Here is an 18,000-nt window from a genome sequence, read left to right as displayed (position 1 = left end):
GGTCGTGTACCATGAAAATTTCTATAGTACATGAACAGCTGGGAAAACAAATCCCGGATGTATAAATATAAAAATACTTGCATATTTATGTACAAAAATCTATAATAATGAATAATTAACAGTTAGAAAATTTGGCTTGCAGCTAAGCAATTCTTAAAAGCGTATTTTAATTCCGCCAAAATTTTTTAAACCTGAATAGAAACGCAGTCAGTCAATCAGAGGAGAGATTTTCATGGGGAACAAAAAATTGCCGAAAAAAGTGCTTGTCATTGGCTCAGGTCCGATTGTGATCGGTCAGGCAGCCGAATTTGACTATGCGGGCACGCAAGCCTGTTTAGCATTAAAGGAAGAAGGCATTGAAGTTGTACTTGTAAACAATAATCCGGCGACCATTATGACAGATGAACAAATCGCTGATACAGTGTACATGGAGCCTTTAAATATAGAAACGCTGGAAAAAATTATTGCCAAAGAACGACCGGGAGGCATGATTGGTACACTTGGCGGTCAGACAGGATTAAATTTAACTGTGGAATTGCATGAGAAAGGAATTCTGGATTGTTATCATGTGGAGCTGCTTGGCACCAGTGTGTCATCAATTCAAAAAGGGGAGGACCGGGAAAAGTTTCGTCAGTTAATGATGGATATTGGAGAACCTGTTGCAGAATCAGAAATTATTTCATCCATGAAACAGGGAATGCAATTTATTCGGGAAATTGGCTATCCGGTTATTCTGCGTCCGGCTTATACACTGGGTGGAGAAGGCGGAGGTTTTGCCAATAATGAGCAGGAATTTAAGGAGTTACTGGAAAAAGGATTAAAACTAAGCCCGATTAATCAAGTGCTTGTAGAAAAAAGCATCAAAGGCTGGAAGGAAATTGAGTTTGAAGTAATGCGGGATTCCTTTGATCAATGTGTGATCGTCTGTGGGATGGAAAATATCGATCCTGTCGGCGTTCATACAGGCGACTCCATTGTGGCAGCACCGACCCAAACGCTTTCAGAGCAGCAGGTAAATATGTTAAGGGAATCTTCCAAAAAGGTAATCAGAGCATTGGATGTCGTTGGCGGCTGTAACATCCAGTTTGCCCTCCATCCGCATACAAATGAATATTTTATTATTGAAGTGAATCCAAGGGTCAGCCGTTCTTCGGCCTTGGCCTCAAAGGCAACCGGCTATCCAATCGCACATATTTCAACGATGTGTGCACTCGGTTTTGCCCTGGATCAAATTCAAAATCCAATGACAGGTATATCCAATGCATTGGAAGAGCCATTGCTTGATTATACTGCCGTGAAAATTCCGCGCTTTCCTTTTGATAAGTTCACGGAAGCGGACCGGACTCTCGGCACTCAAATGAAGGCAACCGGGGAAGTCATGGCGATTGATATGACTTTTGCAGGTGCTTTGAATAAGGCGGTACGCTCGCTGGAATTAAATAACTTCAGTCTTCATTGGCCCGGGTTCAATGAATTGAGTGAAGAGGAAATAGCACATCTGCTGCAGGAGCCGAATGATCTGCGGCTATATGCCATTGCAGAAGCTTTTTCCATCGGGATGAAAACGGAAAAAGTTCATCAGTTAACAGAAATTGATCCATGGTTCCTGGCTCAAATGAAAAGTATCATAGATTTGGAAAAATCATTAAAAGGAAGGGCATTAGCAGAACTGCACGATGATGTATTACTTGAAGCGAAAAAGTTAAATATCAGTGACTTTAGAATAGCACAATTAATTGGGATCACTGAAACACAGCTGAGAGCGTATTATAGAGAAAAATCATTGAAGCCTGCCTTTAGAGCAGTACAGACAACAGGAGAAAAGGGTGCCGCTCATTCTTATCTTTACTCTACCTGGAATGATCTTCAGGAAGAGAAAGCCGGGAGCGGGAATGAAAAGAAAATTCTTGTATTGGGTTCAGGTCCAATACGAATCGGCCAGGGAGTAGAATTTGATTATTGCTCTGTTCATGCCGCACTTGCAGTAAAGAAAATGGGGTATAAAGCCATTGTTATCAACAATAACCCGGAAACAGTCAGCACGGATTACAATGTTGCGGACCGCTTGTACTTTGAACCATTAACCGCGGAGGATGTTTTAAGAGTAATTGAAAAAGAAAATGTGGAAGGAGTACTTATTCAATTCGGCGGACAGACGGCTATCAACCTGGCAGATCATCTGCGGGAAGAGGGGGTCCATATCTTTGGAACACTCCCTGAACATATTGATCAGATGGAGGACAGGGAGCAGTTTTATTATTTTTTAAACAGGTTAAATATCTCCCATATAACAGGCCATATTGTTCACCATCCTGATGAACTGACAGGCTCAGTCCATGACCTTGGATTTCCGGTACTCATTAGGCCTTCCTTTGTTATCGGCGGGCAATCCATGTTCATTTGCTATGATAAAAATGAATTGAAAAAATACGTTCATCGTATACAGAGGGATACGAATGATCAATGCTGGCCGCTGTTGATTGACCAATATATTCCCGGGAAAGAGTGTGAAGTAGATGTCATCAGTGACGGTAAAGAGACCATTATTCCGGGTATATTTGAGCACATCGAAAAGGCAGGGGTGCATTCCGGAGACAGCATAGCCATTCATCCCCCGGTTACATTAAGTGACAATGTAAAGAAAAAAATTATTGATATTGCTCAGCTGATCAGCAGGGAACTGCCGGTCATTGGCATGATGAATATTCAATTTGTTATAAAAGATGAACACGTATATGTGCTCGAGGTCAACCCGCGTGCTTCACGGACCGTGCCGATTATGAGCAAGGTAATGAATACTCCAATGACGGAACTGGCGGTTAAAGCACAGCTTGGCGAAAGTTTACAGGGAGCAGCACATGTGAATGAAAGTATGCATCCCGGTTCCTTTACAGTGAAAGCCCCTGTATTTTCTGCGAATAAGTTAAAAGGGGTGGACCATGTATTAGGGCCGGAAATGAAATCCACCGGGGAAGTTATTGGAATCTCTTCTTCCAGGCAGGAAGCTTTGAAAAAAGCGATTGTTTTTTCCTATGATGCGAAATCCTTGATAAAGGAAGGCAGCCGGTTGTTCGTTTCTGTTTCAGACCGCATGAAAGGAGAAAGCCTGGCGCTGGTTCGCCTGCTGAGTGACATGGGACTCTCGATCGATGCAACAAAGGGAACGGGTGAATATTTGGCTGAGGCAGGGGTGAAGACGGAAATGCTGGTCGAAACAAAGGCAGCCTTACTTGATTACTGGAAGCAGACACCACCGGATCTTGTGCTGAATATTCCCAATCAGGGGAGAGAAAAAGAAAAAGTGGGCTACTTTATCAGAGAACTGGCTGTTCGTCATCAGACTCCATATTTTACAAGTCTCGAAACATTGATGACAATGGCACAATGGCTAAAAGAAGCCAGATTAAATGAACAGCCAGCTTCATTAAACAGTTATACAAAACAATTGCGAATGGTACGTATATAAACATCGGGACGGTTCCCACGCTGCTATTTTTGCAACAGGAAACCGTCCCGATGTTTCACTTTTTTCGCTGCCAATAGTATATGGCGAGCTGGGTGCGGTCACGCAGTTCAAGTTTATCCAAGATAATGGAGAGCATGTTCCTTACTGTTCCGGTACTTAGATACAGTTCTTCACTGATTTCTTTATTGGATAGCCCTTGTGCCACACATTCAACAATATCAGCTTCCCGTGCCGTCAGCCCCTCCGGCATCCCGGCGGCAGGTTGCATAATGGTTTTAAATACGTCCGGGTCAAGGATGGCTGCGCCAGTTTTTAATGCTCTGATTTGATCTGCCATTTTTTCTGCCGGTGTAGATTTAAGTACATATCCTGCTGCCCCCGCATTTAATGCATGGCGAATATTTTGTTCATCCCGAAAGGTGGTAAGCATCATGACTTGAATATGCGGAAATTTCACTTTAATGATTTTCGTACTTTCAATCCCGTTCATTACCGGCATTTGAATATCCATTAAGACAATATCCGTATCATCTGTACATAAGCCGACTGCTTCCTTTCCATTTACTGCAGTTCCCTGAACCGATAAATCAGGTTCTTTGCCAAGTAAAAGCTTCAAGCTTTGGCATACCAATGGATCATCATCCACAATAATCAGCTTCAATCCCGGTCAACTCCTTCCTGCAACGGGATGACGCAAACGACCAAAAACCCATCCTCATTGCTGATGGATAAACTTCCGTCAAGTGCACGTGTGCGCAGCTGCAAGCTTCTCAAACCGCTGCCCTCAAACTGTGTTTTTTTATTTTGTTTTGTCCCATTGTCCTGAATGCTTAGTCTTACAAGTGCATCTGTCACCTGCAGGTCTATATCCGTTTTTGTGGCATTGCTGTGTCTTGCCGTATTGGTCAAACATTCTTTCAGGCAGGATTCCAACAGGCTCCATATATATGCGGGTACACTGAAAGTATCGCCATATTTTTTAAAACTGGTATCGAACTGATGGAAATCATTGATAATTTCTTCCATTCGTTCTGCTCCCGTCATTACAGTGGATGACATATTATGTACCGTTTCCCGCAAATGGATGGTGCTCCGCTGAATCCGTTTTTTTACTTCTTCAAGAAGCTGTTCTGCTTTTTGTTGATCTTCCATATGCTCGTACGCCTGGATAGCAAGAGAAGCCCCGGTTAAATCATGTCCGAGATGATCATGGAGCTGTCTGGAAATACGGTTTCTTTCCAACAGCCGCGCCTGCTGTGACGTGGATTGATTTGCTTTCAGCAGATCTGTTTTTAAACGTTCCAGTTCGTATTCGGATTTCCGTAAGGCATCAAGTCGCTCAAGCTGAACATGCTGGTTTTTTAAAGTGAAGTAGGAAAAAGCGCCAAAAAGCATTGCCTGCAGCAAATGCCAGAAGATAAAATCGGAAGAAGAAAGTAAAATAATGCTGCTTAAAAAGAGCAGCACAGAATACAGCCATTTCCCTTTTAACACAAGCTCAAACAGTGGTAAAGCCAGACCATAATGACTGATATTGGTATATGGAATATATAAGAGACAAAAGAAAAGATCAAATAGAACCGACCATGCCGGGAGTGACAGACGCCAGCGCAGACTGGCCAGTAGAAGCAGCAAGAGAATCAGGATAAAATTACCGGCATTGGAGTCGCCAATGATCCATAAATGTATTAATAAGATAATATTAAGAAAACGCCATCCATTGATAAAAAAATTGGCATCCAACCCCGTCTTCATCCTGTAACCCCCATATTAATTTATCCTTCTGACACTGCCGATGACAAGGAAAATGATCGTATATAACCATAATACGCCATTGATCAAGAGAAATTCAGAAATGTCATTTCCAAAAACAATCCATACTATGCCCTCACTGAGCCAATAAGTAGGAAAAATAACAGCTATCCTTTGCAGTATATCCGGAAAGGCTTCTATAGGCATGAGTAATCCGCCCAGGAAAACGATCAGAAAAATAACTGACATATAAACAAGAAAAGATGTCTCTTTACTACGATATAAAGAAATCCATGCTAAAGCAACCGCCAATGATGTAAAACTGAAAGAAATGAATAAAACCAACAGCCATTCCGGATGATAAAGCTCATGGCCGTAAAGCACTCCTCCATAAATGACAATGATGGATTGGAGGATCAGGATGATCGAAAATGCAAGCAGATTCTGGGTTAAATATTGAAAATGTGTGACAGGGGCGACTGCCAGCCGTTTGACTACTCCTTTTGCCCTGTCTTCAAGAATAATGGTTGCCAGGCGAATACCGACAAATAGAACAATAATCCCGAAAAACTGATAGCCATAAGGGAGAAATGGCCACACTTCTCCCATAGGCAAAAAAATGGCACCGACAGGAAACAATGTGAGAAAAATAAGGTTGGTTGTATTGCTGAAACTTCTTTTTAAAGAGAACCAAAAAATAGTCATCGTATCTTCCTCTTTCCTAAAATAAGCATTACAATAAAAAGTACACCTGATGCTATTAATAGAATATTCGACCGAAACCATGCTTCTCCCGCATGGGACTGATTCATGCCATAGATGGCATCGGCAGCTAAAGTGATCGGATTGACGTAAGTGTTAACAAAGACGAAAAAATCATTTCCCGGCACAGGGAAGATTAAGCCTGCCAAAATAACAAAGCCTACCCCATACACCTCACTTAACCGTTCAGCAATTTTAAAATTATTCACGGAAAAAGTGAAAATTAAGCAAACGATATTCGACAATAAAGCCAAAAGAAAAATGATATATATTGCCCAGAGCCAGTTTCCCCAGTCAGCACCGAATACAAATTCGGAAAAAGTCATTAACACAATACCGAGCAATACAGAATACACGATGCCGCAAACCATAATTGAAAATGCGTATAGTGTCTGATTAAAAGGCAGTGCGTAAATGCGCTGCTTTCTCTCGGTGAAAAAGTCCGTATGAATATAAGCCATTGCAAGCGCCCCTCCAAACATCTGGAACACCAGTACGAAAATAACGTTTTGTTCATTGATGAGTGGTTCACCAGTTTCCGTGGTCACCCCTTCCAATACGAAGGAGAAAACAGTAAGGAGCACAATGGGGACAACGAGCAACAGCAGCAGTGTAATATATTCTCTCACCATGCGAAAAAAAGTAAATTTCATCGTGGATATTACTCTCATTCTTCTCCCACCTTATCCCTTAGTTGCTTCCCTGTTAAGGTTAAAAAGACATCTTCCAGATTCGGCTTATCTGCTTGAATTCCAAGTACACCCGCATGCGCTTTAATCAAAGACAGGATCCGGTCCAGGTTTCCCGAATTTGCTTCTGAAATAATCATGATTTGATTTCCGTCTACATTTACCTGCTTTACCCCTGTTACTGACTCCAGCTTATTCAGCGGTATTTGCCCCGCATCCGTGACATCAATTTTCACCTTCTCTTCATGCTGGATAGTCTTAATCAATTCATCAACGGTTCCTTCTTTAATAATTTGACCCTGGTCCATAATAACAACCCTGGATGCAATGGCTTGCACTTCCTCCATATAGTGGGTGGTATACAGAATGGTAGTACCTTCTTCCCGGAGTTTTTTTACAGCCTCAAGAATATAATTTCTCGATTGCGGATCAATCCCGACAGTAGGTTCATCCATAATAATAAATCTCGGCCGATGTGTTAATGCACAGGCGATATTCAGCCGTCTTTTCATCCCGCCGGAAAACTTCTTTGGCATTTTATTTGCTCTGTCACTGAGACCGACAAATTCCAGTGCCTCTTGTACGCTATTTTTCTTTTCCTCTCCTTTTAAACCATAAACACCTGCGAAAAACTGCAGGTTCTCTTTAGCTGTCAGTTCTTCAAATATGGTTATTTCTTGCGTAACAAGGCCTATTTTTTCCTTGTTTTTATTGGAGAAAGGAGCTTTCACATCACCAAACAAAGTCACTTGCCCTTTTTCAAAAGGTATCATTCCTGTCAATGTTTGAATCAATGTTGTCTTCCCGGCGCCGTTTGGGCCAAGCAGCCCGATAATCTCCCCTTCATCAATGGCAAGATCAACATAATCGAGCACAATATTTGAACCATATCTTTTTACGACTCCCTGCATGGAAGCAATCATCATTCTTTCTTCACCCTTTCTTACGTATCTATTTAAATTATGCTGTATTTCATTTGCTTTTCCCAGTTACATTTGTCATGAAAAAAGACCCTCTATTTTCTAGAGAGTCTGTGATATTTGTCATTTTAATCTTATAAATAAGTGTCAAACCATCGGCAGATATGATTCAGCCGTTCCAGACGCATTTCCGGCTGACCGTTTCGGCTAAGTTCATGATTGGCTTCCGGAAAGCGGACGAATTCCACATCTTTGCGTAAATGCTTCAACGTAATAAATAGCTGTTCTCCTTGCTCAATCGGACAGCGGAAATCCAGTTCACCATGTAAAATTAACAGCGGAGTTTCCACATTTTCTGCATATTTCAGCGGGGAGAAATCCCAAAGCTTTGCAGGGTCATCGAGTAAATTTAAGCCATGCTCCCATTTGGTAAAAAAGAATCCGATATCACTTACGCCGTAAAAGCTGAGCCAATTGGAAATAGACCGCTGGGTTACTGCAGCTTTAAAGCGGTTTGTATGACTGACAATCCAATTTGTCATAAAGCCGCCGTAGCTTCCGCCGGTAACGCCGAGACGATTTTCATCAATAAAACTGTAGTTTTCAAGCGCGAAATCAACTGCACGCATCAGATCGGTGTAATCGCCGCCGCCATAATCCGTCCGTACGGCATCCACAAATTCCTGGCCATAGCCGTGACTGCCGCGCGGATTTGTGTATAAAACAACAAAGCCCTTTGCCGCCAAAAGCTGCATCTCATGGAAATAGGTCTGGCCGTACATCGCATGCGGTCCGCCATGGATTTCCAATACGAAAGGGTATTTTTTTCCTTCTGTAAAGCCGTGTGGGCGGAGGAGCCATCCTTGAATCTTCCAGCCATCCTCTGCAGTTATGGTTAAAGTTTCGGGTTCAGATAAAGAGACTTCACTTAAAAGACTTTTATTGCTTTCTGTCAGCTGTCTTAATTTCCCTTCGTTATTTAAATGATAGAAATTGCCCGGATCTGTTGGCGTACTGATTCCAAGAATAAAAGATTCCGAGCTGCCATGGTAGGAGAACCCGAATACATGATTATCATTTTTATAGAGTACATCAAGCTTTTCGTCCAATGTTACCTGATACAAGCCGGTGGCACCGGAATCAGTTGCAATAAAAATCAGGCGCTCTCCGTCCCGGGACCAGACAGGACCAGTGTCTGACTGACCTAACCGTGTATCACCAATCATGACATCACCCAGCTGCATATCCCAGTCATTGCCTATTACAGTACGTTCCTTCGTTGCTGTATCAAATACGAAAAGTTTGTTTAGCGTTGCTCCTTTGAACTCGAATTCATGACCGAGACAGGCAATTTTGTCTCCGCTTGGGGAAAAAGAGGCACTATGGCAGCTGCCGGTGCCGCTGGTCAGTTTTGTTATTTCTTTTGTACTTACATTTACCGTATATAGATGATTATTTAATTCATAGTCTGCATCATCACTTAAATTAGCAGTGAAAAGAACAAGCTGTCCATCCGGTGAAATATCCTGATATACATGGTCTGCATCATGATCTGTAAGTTGTGTAAAGGTTTCACTGGTGACATCGAATAAAATAAGTTGTGTTCTTTTATTATCATGAAAGCCTTTTGCGTCCGATTTGTATTTTAAACGGGTAACGACGTGCGGCTTCTTCTTTATATTTTCCTGCTCTTTTTGCTTTTCTTCCTTGGTGAGTTCTGTCTGATTATTAATATCATCATCTGAATCAAGTGAGGTGCTGAATATAATAGAATTTCCATCCTTGGACCATGCAGGTGAGGAGACGCCATGTTTGAACGTTGTCAGCTGTCTTGCTTCACCGCCGGCCATGGAAAGCAGCCAAAGCTGCGGGGAACCGCTGCGCGCAGAGATAAACAGTGCCTTTTTTCCGTCTGGTGAAAAGCGCAAATCGCTGTTTTTATGATTACCGAAAGTCCATTGTTTTGCATGATTTTCTTGTATGTTTTGGTGGAATACATGAGATTCATATTCCTGGTCCTTATTAATGATCGTTGAGACATATGTATAGTTGTTTCCGTCAGGGGTAAATTGCGGGTCGCTGAAAACTTCAATTCGGGTCAGGTCTTCTGCAGTTAAAGCCCTTTTATTGCTATCCATATCAATTCCTCCTCTTAATCTATGTATATAGTTTGATTTTAAACTACTTCGGGTTACGAATCAATTGGGAGAGTAAGCCCTGTTAAGTATTTTTTTACCTGTTTTCTGTTTCTGAAAACGAGTATATCTTTATTTTTCAGCTTGGAAAGTCTTTCGTAAATAGAAGGAACTTTTTTCTTGTTGAATTGCCGGACCCATTGAAAAAATTCCCAGTCCAGCTTTTCCGGACAATCTTTCCCCATATCGGGTCTTGTCTTATTATGGTACTGAATTCTGCGTTTTGTGATGCCATACAAACAAGTGATGGTTTTATAGTGCAAAAATATAATGGTATCTGCCTGTTCCAGTCTGATATCCATTGTGGCTCCATAATTTCCGTCGATAATCCAGGAATCATTTTCTTCCAAGATTTTAGTTGTTTCAGTTATTAGTTCTTCCCGGCCGATGCTTTGCCAGCCTGGTTTCCAGAAAATTGCATCCATATGATAGACCGGAATATCCAAAAGAATACTAAGCTGCCTTGCTAATGTTGATTTTCCTGCACCCCCGCTGCCGATAATTGCAATTTTTTTCATTTCAAACCTCCCTCTGGATAATAATGTGAGAGTAATTATAGCATAATATTTGCTTTTAAAAAGTTTATCATTGGATATCCTGTGAAGATTCTTTGCGAGGGTTAGAATCAGCTTTTGCTTTTTCGGCAAAAAAATACTTGGGATGTCTTTTCCCAAGTATTTTAATCGGTCTGTTAAGCGTTGATTTTATTTTTCGTGATATTTGCATCCTTTTCATAAGCTTCCTGAAGCTGTTTCGTTATTTTTCCGGGTTTTCCGTCCTGGATTTCTGTGTTGTCTACTTTGACAATCGGCATGATTTCTGATGTACTGCTTGTTAAAAACATTTCATCTGCAGTCTGAATATCTTCCACTTTAAAAGCTTCTTCTTTAAACGGGAGGTTAAGTTCTTTGGCAAAATCTTCTACACGCATACGAACACAGCCATGCAAAATGTTGTTTGTAGCTGGATGGGTATAAATTTCTCCATCCTTAACCATGTAAACATTGGAAGAGCTGCATTCGGTTACCAGTCCATCTTTGTGGAGAATTGCTTCATATCCTCCGTGCTCTTTTGCTTCTTGTTTCGCCAATACGTTTGGCAATAGGTTCAAACTTTTTATATAACAATATTCCCAGCGCACATCACGGTGAGTAATCGTGCTTACACCATTTTTTAAAAGTTCGACGTTGCGAGGAAAATCTTCCATATAGGCATACATGTTTGCACTTACATCATCTGCAGGAAAAACATGATCTCTCGGTGCGGAACCTCGTGATACCTGTAGATACATTTTTCCATCTTCTTCCATCTGATTTCTTTCCAGTAATTCCAGTAATAAATCGGTAAGTTCTTTGTGGGTTATATCAAGTTTTATTTTCACGGCTTCTGCCGAGCGGAATAATCGATCCACATGTTCCTTGAGCAAATGATATTCTCCCTGATAAATGCGGATAACTTCGTACACCCCGTCACCGAATTGCAGTGCTCTTTCCTCATAAGGATATTTTAAACTGTCACGGTGCGTGAATTTAGTCTGGTTTAAAATAATTGGATAAACTGACATAATTTCGCCCTCCCTGTTATCTAAGCCTATTCTATATCTTCTGGCGTGGTCTGTAAACTTTTAATTTCCAGTCAGCTGGTTATTAAACTTTATCTCAAATTAAGTGATTAATGTCACAGATTAATGTTTAGATATTCTTTTATAATGGTATAAAGAAATATAGTGGGGTGATGTAGAATGGAACCATTGCTTACCAGGCTAAATGAAAAAGATTATCATATCTTATTGAATAAATCCCGACACTTCGAGGTTAACAAAGGTGATATCATATATAAAGAGAAAAACGCCTCTGATTATTTATATTTTATACATACTGGAGAGGTTCGCATATTTAAAAAAATGGGGCCAAATAAGGAGCTCACTATTTTTATAAGAAAAGAAAATGACGCTTTTGGAGAAATAGGAGTTTTTAGTGGTCCAAATTATTCAAATTCTGCTCAGGCAGCGAAGAGTAGCAATATATCTGCAATAAGAAAAGAAGAATTAGAGAAACTGATTGAAACAAATGGAAAGCTGGGTCTGCAATTTACAAGATGGGTAGCAGATTCGCTGGAAATCAGCAAAGCAAAAATAAGAGATTACATGTCTTTTGGATCGGAAGGAGCAGTGGCATCCGTATTTGTCCGCTATTCCAACATGAATGGCATTGTAACTACTGAAGGTGTGCGTTTGACCGAGCCGGTGATGATCAGGGATATTAGCATGCACATCGGTATATCCAGAGAGACAGTCAGCCGCGTTGTCAGCAAATGGAAAGAAAAAGGGGTCATTACAAACGAAAATAAATTTTATGTAATTAAGGATTTGAATTATTTTAGAAGGCTGCTTGCCTGTGAGTACTGCGGTGTAGAGAATTGCGTGCTGTAGGGGGATTGCCTGAAAATCACCAGGGATAAGGCACTGCCATCTTTCTAGTTTTCGCCGATGGCATGTATTCCTTTATTGTTCTTCCGAATTCTTTTATGAAGCTGCTTATATATGTCACTCTCTTTTTGTGGGGGAAGACAATAATCCTGTTTATTTTTGTCGAAGAAAATAAAAATTACTATTGATTTCAGTGTAAGGACTTGTTATAATAAGTACTGTTGTTTCAGAAAATCTCAAATTAAACACAGGATGTATTATTTATAATACAGATAATACGGGATTTAGAATAAGTTATGTAAAATCTCAGCCACGAGCAAAGCATCTGCCGAGTAAACTACGAGTTGTCCCGAAGCAGCAATCATCCTGAATAAGCTGGAAGATGCAGGGACATGCAGTTCGGGATTGAAAATAAAATAACTTTTTATACCTTATGCGGGTGTAGTTTAGTGGTAAAACCTCAGCCACGAGCAAAGCATCTGCCGAGTAAACTACGAGTTGTCCCGAAGCAGCAATCATCCTGAATAAGCTGGAAGATGCAGGGACATGCAGTTCGGGATTGAAAATAAAATAACTTTTTATACCTTATGCGGGTGTAGTTTAGTGGTAAAACCTCAGCCTTCCAAGCTGATGACGAGGGTTCGATTCCCTTCACCCGCTCCATACATATATGTCTTAACGCAGTATTTCGTAGAATGGCTACGAAGTATTGCGTTTTTAATTAGATGAGTTTTTATTCGAATTAAGCGAGTCAGGCTGCTGGCAAGTAACTGAAGCCATAGTCAGTCTGCCTGAATTAAAGTGAAGTTTTTTTAGAGGCTGCCTTGTCTATGTCACTTGACTTATTTAACTCTGGATGGTAACCGGAAATATTCTCGGGGCGGTTAAGGAGACTTTTCCATTCAATGAGGTACCCGAGAAGATCGCTCGGGGCGGTCAAGGAGACTTTTCCGTTCAATGAGGTACTTGAGAAGACCGCTCGGGGTGGTCAAGGAGACTTTTCCGTTCAATGAGGTACCCGAGAAGAATGCTCGGGGCGGTCAAGGGGACTTTTTCATTCAATGAGGTACCCGAGAAGACCTCTCGGGGTGGTCAAGGGGACTTTTCCATTCAATGAGGTACCCGAGAAGAACTCTAATGGCTGAAAGGGGCTAAAAGCTTGTTAAAACGCACAGTAGAATTTATTCCCAAAGATTTGCCTCTGCGCTTCACTTGAATACTAAGTTTTGTTCATTGTATTCTTAAGTAAATACAATCTGTGAGGGGTTTTATGAATACATTAATCAGACAGCTGAAACAATTGGATAATAAAGGGTATAAAGCGTATAAAAGTGTGCAGGGTCACTACAAATTTCAGGATTTTGATTTATATATAGATTATGTGCAGGGTGATCCATTTGCCGCACCATCAAAAATCCGCATAGTTGTACCCAAGAAAATCCGTGCCGTCAAAAGTGAATGGATGAAAACGAAAAGCAGAAAGATCGCTGCGGCAGATGCCATTGCAAGGAGTGTCGCCAAACCCGTCCAACATCAGCGTTTTTCCATCAAAGGTTCAGGTAAAAGCGGAATGATTTTATTTGACGCTCCCGGCCAGGAAGTGATGGAGCGCAGCGCGGTACAGGTAAATGCAGACGCCATTACGATCTGCATATCTGCAGGATTGCCGGCCAATGGCAGAAAAATAAATGGAAGAGAAGCGGAAAAATTATTTATTGATGCCATTCCGGCTATTATTCAAAGCTCTGTCCTTACCATAACAGATGCAGAAATAAATGAGGCGATTAAATTAGCCGATCAGCAGGATGAAATTAGAAAGCAAATGAAGGAAAACGATTGGATTGCTTTTATTGCAAATGGTGCTATTTTGCCGAGGGAAAGCGGGGTCAGTAATCGGCCGTTAAAAAATGCTGTTGCTTTTCAGAGTCCGAAAGAGAATGAAACGGAAATAAAGATTCCGCACCAGGAAGAGCCAATCAAAGGGATGGCAATAAAAAAAGGAATCACACTCATTGTTGGCGGCGGATACCACGGAAAAAGCACCTTGCTGCAGGCGGTGGAACGGGGAGTCTATTCCCATACGAAAGGGGATGGCCGTGAATTTGTTCTGACTGACAGTGATGCGGTGAAAATCCGTTCTGAGGATGGAAGACAAATTACAGGTGTAAATATATCACCGTTTATTTCCAATTTGCCTCATGGCAAAGATACGGACTTTTTCTCCACGGAAAACGCCAGCGGCAGTACGTCCCAGGCAGCCAATGTGATGGAGGCATTAGAAGCTGGAGCAACTACTTTGCTTATTGATGAAGACACAAGTGCAACTAACTTCATGATCCGCGATCACCGAATGCAGCAGCTTGTAACGAAAGATAAGGAACCAATTACGCCATTTATTGATAAAGTAACACAGCTTAATGAACAGCATGGTGTGTCCACCATACTTGTCATGGGAGGTTCCGGGGACTATTTTGCCGTAGCGGATACGGTGATCATGATGAAAAATTATATTCCATACAATGTTACCGGCGAGGCGAATGACATCATGCAAAATGATCCGGTTAAGCGGGAATCGTTAGCTGATCAGGATTTCGGGAGAATTGCCGATCGCAGTTTCCGCCAGAATTCTCTGCAGACGAAAAAAGGGAAACGGGCGAAAACCCAGGCGAAAGGATTAACAAAGATTCTTATGGGAAAGACGGAGATTACCTTTGATGCGACCGAGCAGCTGGTAGACCAGTCCCAGACGAGGATGATAGCAGAAATAATTCAGTTTCTTGATAAAACGGATGGGCTCAAGGATAAAAGCCTACATGAATTACTGGATGAAATGGAAGCACGGATGGATCAAAAAGGCCTGGCATCCTTTACCGGCTTTAAAGATCAGCATCCCGGCGATATTGCAAGACCACGCAGGTATGAAATTGCAGCTGTATTAAACCGCCTGCGGACAGCAAAGGTAACACAAAAATAGAAAGGAGGGGGCAGCCAATGAATACTGCACACCTTAAACAGGAAATTATTGATTACAGCAAAGAAATAGGTATTGATAAAATTGGCTTTGCCTCTGCTGATGTTTTTGGAGAATTAAAAGAAAGACTTCGCCGCCAGCAGGAATTAAAATTTCAATCCGGCTTTGAAAAAGGGAGCAATGAGGAACGGACAGAACCACAGCGCCTATTGCCTGAAGCCCAGTCTATTTTATCCATTGCACTTGCCTATCCATCCAGGATGATCAATCCGCCGAAAGGGACGAAAGAAGAAAGGCGCGGAATTTTTGCCCGTGCTTCGTGGGGGACGGATTATCATCATGTATTGCGTGACAGACTGGAAAAACTGGCAAGCTTCATCAAAGAAAAAGTGCCGGATTCCACCAATAAACTCATGGTGGACACAGGAGAACTGTCCGACCGGGCAGTAGCTGAACGTGCCGGCATCGGTTTCAGCGGCAAAAATACAGCAATTATCACGAAAGAATTCGGCTCGTTTGTATACTTGGGAGAACTCCTCACGAATATTCCTTTTGTGCCGGATGAACCGGTGGAAGACAGCTGCGGTGATTGCCGAAAATGTCTTGACGCCTGTCCGACAGGTGCGCTTGTACAGGGGGGGCAGTTAAATGCCCAGCGCTGTATCGCGTTTCTAACCCAGACTAAGGATTTTCTGCCGGATGAATTCCGTTCCAAGATTGGTAATCGTGTGTACGGATGTGATACGTGCCAGGTTGTCTGCCCAAGAAATAAAGGCATTGATTTTCATATTCATCCGGAATTTGAGCCGGATAATGAAACGGAAAAACCGAAACTGAAGCCGATGCTCCGCATTTCCAATCGGGAGTTTAAGGAAACATTTGGCCACCTTGCAGGCTCCTGGAGAGGTAAGAAACCGCTGCAGCGCAATGCGTTGATCGCATTGGGCCATTTTAAAGATAAGACAGCCGTTGAGGAAATCACTGCCGTATTAAATAATGATCCTCGTCCGGTGATCCGCGGAACTGCCGCATGGACACTCGGAAAAATCGGAACAGAGGAAGCATTTCAAGCCATTGAAGAAGCGATGGTAAATGAACAGGATGAGCAGGTGCTTGTTGAAATGGAAAAGGGGCTGCAATTCCGGAGCAATGCTGCAGTTCGTTAACGGGACCACATGTGCCACTTACTTTTTTCAAAAGCAGTAATTCAAACGATGAGGTAATTCATTAAGTAATTATTTTTGTACCTCCTTTGCAGGGAAAATTCTTTGGCCCGGGGAACAGCTGTGTCACATTAATATAGCCAAAATTACTGAATAAAAAGTTTGCATTAAAAAGCTCTTAGTCAAGCCTTCCCTCCATATATTAATAGCATTGGAGGGAATTTTTTATGGAAAAACTAAAAATGCAGTGGCTGGATTTTTTTCGGGAAGCTCATTTTTCCGATGACTGGTGGGGAAGAAAGAAGCAATCATGCGAAGAACGGGATGCCGAAATAGTCAGTATACAAGGTGATGGTCATATCCACCAAACATTACGGTATGATAATAAAAAGATATATAATTATTTGCTGCATCTTGCATTTTTAATAAAGCAGAAAGGCCACTTTTATCTGGAAGAAACAGTAATATCTTATCAGTTTCGGCTGAAAAACGGGGAAGTTGCAGAGCATAGGAAAATCGAAACGCCGGATAAAAATGGAACTGCAGCCATACAACCGGAGGATATGCTGAGGGAGGATGAAATGCAGCGGTTTACCTATGATAGACATGCTGCAGTACAATATGCGGAACGATGGTGGAATAGTTATAATCCGGAATTTCGAAAGTTTGATGTGGATTGTACGAATTATGTCTCGCAATGTCTATACGCGGGAGGGGCGCCGATGTGGGGTGCCCCAAATAGGGAGCGCGGCTGGTGGTACAGCGGGGATAACTGGAGTTTCAGCTGGGCTGTTGCACATTCGCTCCGCTGGTATTTAAGCGGTTCTGAACAAGGATTAAAGGGGAAGGAAGTGGAAAGTGCTTCCGATCTCATACCAGGCGATATTATCTGCTATGATTTTGAGGGAGATGGTAGATACGACCACAATACCATTGTGGTCACTAAAGATGCTAATGGCATGCCACTTGTCAATGCGCATACCGATAACAGCCGCAATCGCTACTGGGCTTATGAAGATTCGGCAGCATGGACACCAAATATTCAGTACAAATTTTTCAGGATAGGTGAAGAATAATGGTATACTTACTGGGAATTAAAAAATAAGGAGTATGAGAAAGTGAGTTTACATGTCGTGTTATATCAGCCGGAGATCCCGGCAAATACCGGAAATATTGCCAGAACTTGTCTGGCTACGGATACTATGCTTCATTTGATTCATCCGCTCGGTTTTTCCACAGAAGATAAAATGCTGAGAAGAGCCGGTTTGGATTATTGGAAACACGTAGATATCCAGGAGCATGATTCCATTGAATCTCTCTATGGGAAGTATCCTGAAGGGTCCTTTTATTATATAGAAAACTTCGGCAACCAAAAATATACGGATTTTGACTTCAGCCAAACTGAAAAAGAATTGTTTTTTGTCTTCGGCAGGGAAACAAATGGCATCCCCCGCGAATTGCTGGAAGGTAAGGAGGACAGGTGCCTGCGCATTCACATGAATAATAAAGTACGCTCCCTTAATTTGTCCAATACAGCAGCCATCATTATTTATGAGGTGCTGAGACAACAAGGCTTCCCGGGGGTGGAGTAAAAAAGGCCGTCATGAAAATATCATGGCGGCCTTATTTTTGGCAGTAGGGGATGGTTTTTCCA

14 protein-coding genes and 1 tRNA gene are annotated in these 18,000 nt (G+C 41.9%); 7 read left to right on the top strand and 8 right to left on the bottom strand.

What is annotated here, in order from left to right; genetic code table 11:
- Positions 1–232 precede the first annotated feature (232 nt).
- A complete protein-coding gene (gene carB / locus GHD25_RS08670) occupies positions 233–3,466 on the top strand; it encodes a carbamoyl-phosphate synthase (glutamine-hydrolyzing) large subunit (RefSeq protein ID WP_164215993.1) in 3,234 nt (1,077 codons plus the stop codon).
- Positions 3,467–3,521: 55 nt separating this feature from the next.
- Here the strand turns inward: carB and GHD25_RS08665 are convergent, their stop codons facing one another.
- From GHD25_RS08665 to dat, 8 genes are all read right to left on the bottom strand, one after another.
- Entirely contained in the window at positions 3,522–4,127 is a 606-nt protein-coding gene (locus GHD25_RS08665; protein WP_164215992.1) for a response regulator transcription factor, read from the bottom strand.
- Complete coding sequence (locus GHD25_RS08660; RefSeq protein ID WP_164215991.1) at positions 4,124–5,221, bottom strand: sensor histidine kinase; 1,098 nt, start codon at positions 5,219–5,221, stop codon at positions 4,124–4,126. The genes GHD25_RS08665 and GHD25_RS08660 overlap by 4 nt, the downstream gene beginning before the upstream one ends.
- 15 nt (positions 5,222–5,236) lie before the next feature.
- Positions 5,237–5,923, bottom strand: a complete 687-nt coding sequence (locus GHD25_RS08655; RefSeq protein WP_164215990.1) for an ABC transporter permease — start codon at positions 5,921–5,923, stop codon at positions 5,237–5,239.
- The gene (locus tag GHD25_RS08650) at positions 5,920–6,651 is read right to left on the bottom strand and encodes an ABC transporter permease (RefSeq protein WP_164215989.1); all 732 of its coding nucleotides are present in this window, start codon (positions 6,649–6,651) and stop codon (positions 5,920–5,922) included. The genes GHD25_RS08655 and GHD25_RS08650 overlap by 4 nt, the downstream gene beginning before the upstream one ends.
- On the bottom strand, positions 6,648–7,595 hold the full coding sequence (locus GHD25_RS08645) for an ABC transporter ATP-binding protein (RefSeq protein WP_164215988.1): 948 nt from the start codon (positions 7,593–7,595) through the stop codon (positions 6,648–6,650). Before GHD25_RS08645 ends, GHD25_RS08650 begins: the two co-directional genes overlap by 4 nt.
- 128 nt (positions 7,596–7,723) lie before the next feature.
- Complete coding sequence (locus GHD25_RS08640) at positions 7,724–9,727, bottom strand: S9 family peptidase (protein WP_164215987.1); 2,004 nt, start codon at positions 9,725–9,727, stop codon at positions 7,724–7,726.
- A 53-nt stretch (positions 9,728–9,780) separates the two neighbouring features.
- On the bottom strand, positions 9,781–10,302 hold the full coding sequence (locus tag GHD25_RS08635; RefSeq protein ID WP_164215986.1) for a DNA topology modulation protein: 522 nt from the start codon (positions 10,300–10,302) through the stop codon (positions 9,781–9,783).
- Between the two features lie 173 nt (positions 10,303–10,475).
- Positions 10,476–11,348 carry a D-amino-acid transaminase gene (gene dat / locus GHD25_RS08630; protein ID WP_164215985.1) on the bottom strand — a complete coding sequence of 291 codons (873 nt, stop codon included), beginning with the start codon at positions 11,346–11,348 and terminating at the stop codon, positions 10,476–10,478.
- A 177-nt stretch (positions 11,349–11,525) separates the two neighbouring features.
- Between dat and GHD25_RS08625 the strand changes: the two genes are divergently transcribed.
- The 6 genes from GHD25_RS08625 to trmL all read left to right on the top strand — a co-directional run bounded on the left by GHD25_RS08625 (position 11,526) and on the right by trmL (position 17,938).
- Entirely contained in the window at positions 11,526–12,215 is a 690-nt protein-coding gene (locus GHD25_RS08625) for a Crp/Fnr family transcriptional regulator (protein WP_164215984.1), read from the top strand.
- 586 nt (positions 12,216–12,801) lie between these two features.
- A tRNA-Gly gene (locus GHD25_RS08620) sits at positions 12,802–12,875 on the top strand.
- 607 nt (positions 12,876–13,482) lie between these two features.
- Complete coding sequence (locus GHD25_RS08615; protein WP_164215983.1) at positions 13,483–15,186, top strand: ABC-ATPase domain-containing protein; 1,704 nt, start codon at positions 13,483–13,485, stop codon at positions 15,184–15,186.
- Positions 15,187–15,203: 17 nt separating this feature from the next.
- A complete protein-coding gene (gene queG, locus GHD25_RS08610; protein ID WP_164215982.1) occupies positions 15,204–16,349 on the top strand; it encodes a tRNA epoxyqueuosine(34) reductase QueG in 1,146 nt (381 codons plus the stop codon).
- A gap of 224 nt (positions 16,350–16,573) precedes the next feature.
- On the top strand, positions 16,574–17,422 hold the full coding sequence (locus tag GHD25_RS08605) for an amidase domain-containing protein (protein WP_164215981.1): 849 nt from the start codon (positions 16,574–16,576) through the stop codon (positions 17,420–17,422).
- A 42-nt stretch (positions 17,423–17,464) separates the two neighbouring features.
- Positions 17,465–17,938, top strand: a complete 474-nt coding sequence (gene trmL, locus GHD25_RS08600; protein ID WP_164215980.1) for a tRNA (uridine(34)/cytosine(34)/5-carboxymethylaminomethyluridine(34)-2'-O)-methyltransferase TrmL — start codon at positions 17,465–17,467, stop codon at positions 17,936–17,938.
- Positions 17,939–18,000: the final 62 nt, after the last annotated feature.

This window comes from Virgibacillus aidingensis (assembly GCF_010994035.1).
Classification (GTDB): domain Bacteria; phylum Bacillota; class Bacilli; order Bacillales; family Amphibacillaceae; genus Virgibacillus_N.
Note: the sequence above shows the minus strand (reverse complement) of the source record. Positions and strands in the feature narration are given on the sequence as shown.

Coding starts and splice junctions, on each gene's coding strand:
- dat (WP_164215985.1), bottom strand. CDS start 11,348: ATGTCAGTTTATCCAATTATTTTAAACCAGACTAAATTCACGCACCGT.
- GHD25_RS08635 (WP_164215986.1), bottom strand. CDS start 10,302: ATGAAAAAAATTGCAATTATCGGCAGCGGGGGTGCAGGAAAATCAACA.
- queG (WP_164215982.1), top strand. CDS start 15,204: ATGAATACTGCACACCTTAAACAGGAAATTATTGATTACAGCAAAGAA.
- GHD25_RS08625 (WP_164215984.1), top strand. CDS start 11,526: ATGGAACCATTGCTTACCAGGCTAAATGAAAAAGATTATCATATCTTA.
- carB (WP_164215993.1), top strand. CDS start 233: ATGGGGAACAAAAAATTGCCGAAAAAAGTGCTTGTCATTGGCTCAGGT.
- GHD25_RS08605 (WP_164215981.1), top strand. CDS start 16,574: ATGGAAAAACTAAAAATGCAGTGGCTGGATTTTTTTCGGGAAGCTCAT.
- GHD25_RS08615 (WP_164215983.1), top strand. CDS start 13,483: ATGAATACATTAATCAGACAGCTGAAACAATTGGATAATAAAGGGTAT.
- GHD25_RS08645 (WP_164215988.1), bottom strand. CDS start 7,595: ATGATGATTGCTTCCATGCAGGGAGTCGTAAAAAGATATGGTTCAAAT.
- GHD25_RS08655 (WP_164215990.1), bottom strand. CDS start 5,923: ATGACTATTTTTTGGTTCTCTTTAAAAAGAAGTTTCAGCAATACAACC.
- GHD25_RS08640 (WP_164215987.1), bottom strand. CDS start 9,727: ATGGATAGCAATAAAAGGGCTTTAACTGCAGAAGACCTGACCCGAATT.
- GHD25_RS08650 (WP_164215989.1), bottom strand. CDS start 6,651: ATGAGAGTAATATCCACGATGAAATTTACTTTTTTTCGCATGGTGAGA.
- GHD25_RS08660 (WP_164215991.1), bottom strand. CDS start 5,221: ATGAAGACGGGGTTGGATGCCAATTTTTTTATCAATGGATGGCGTTTT.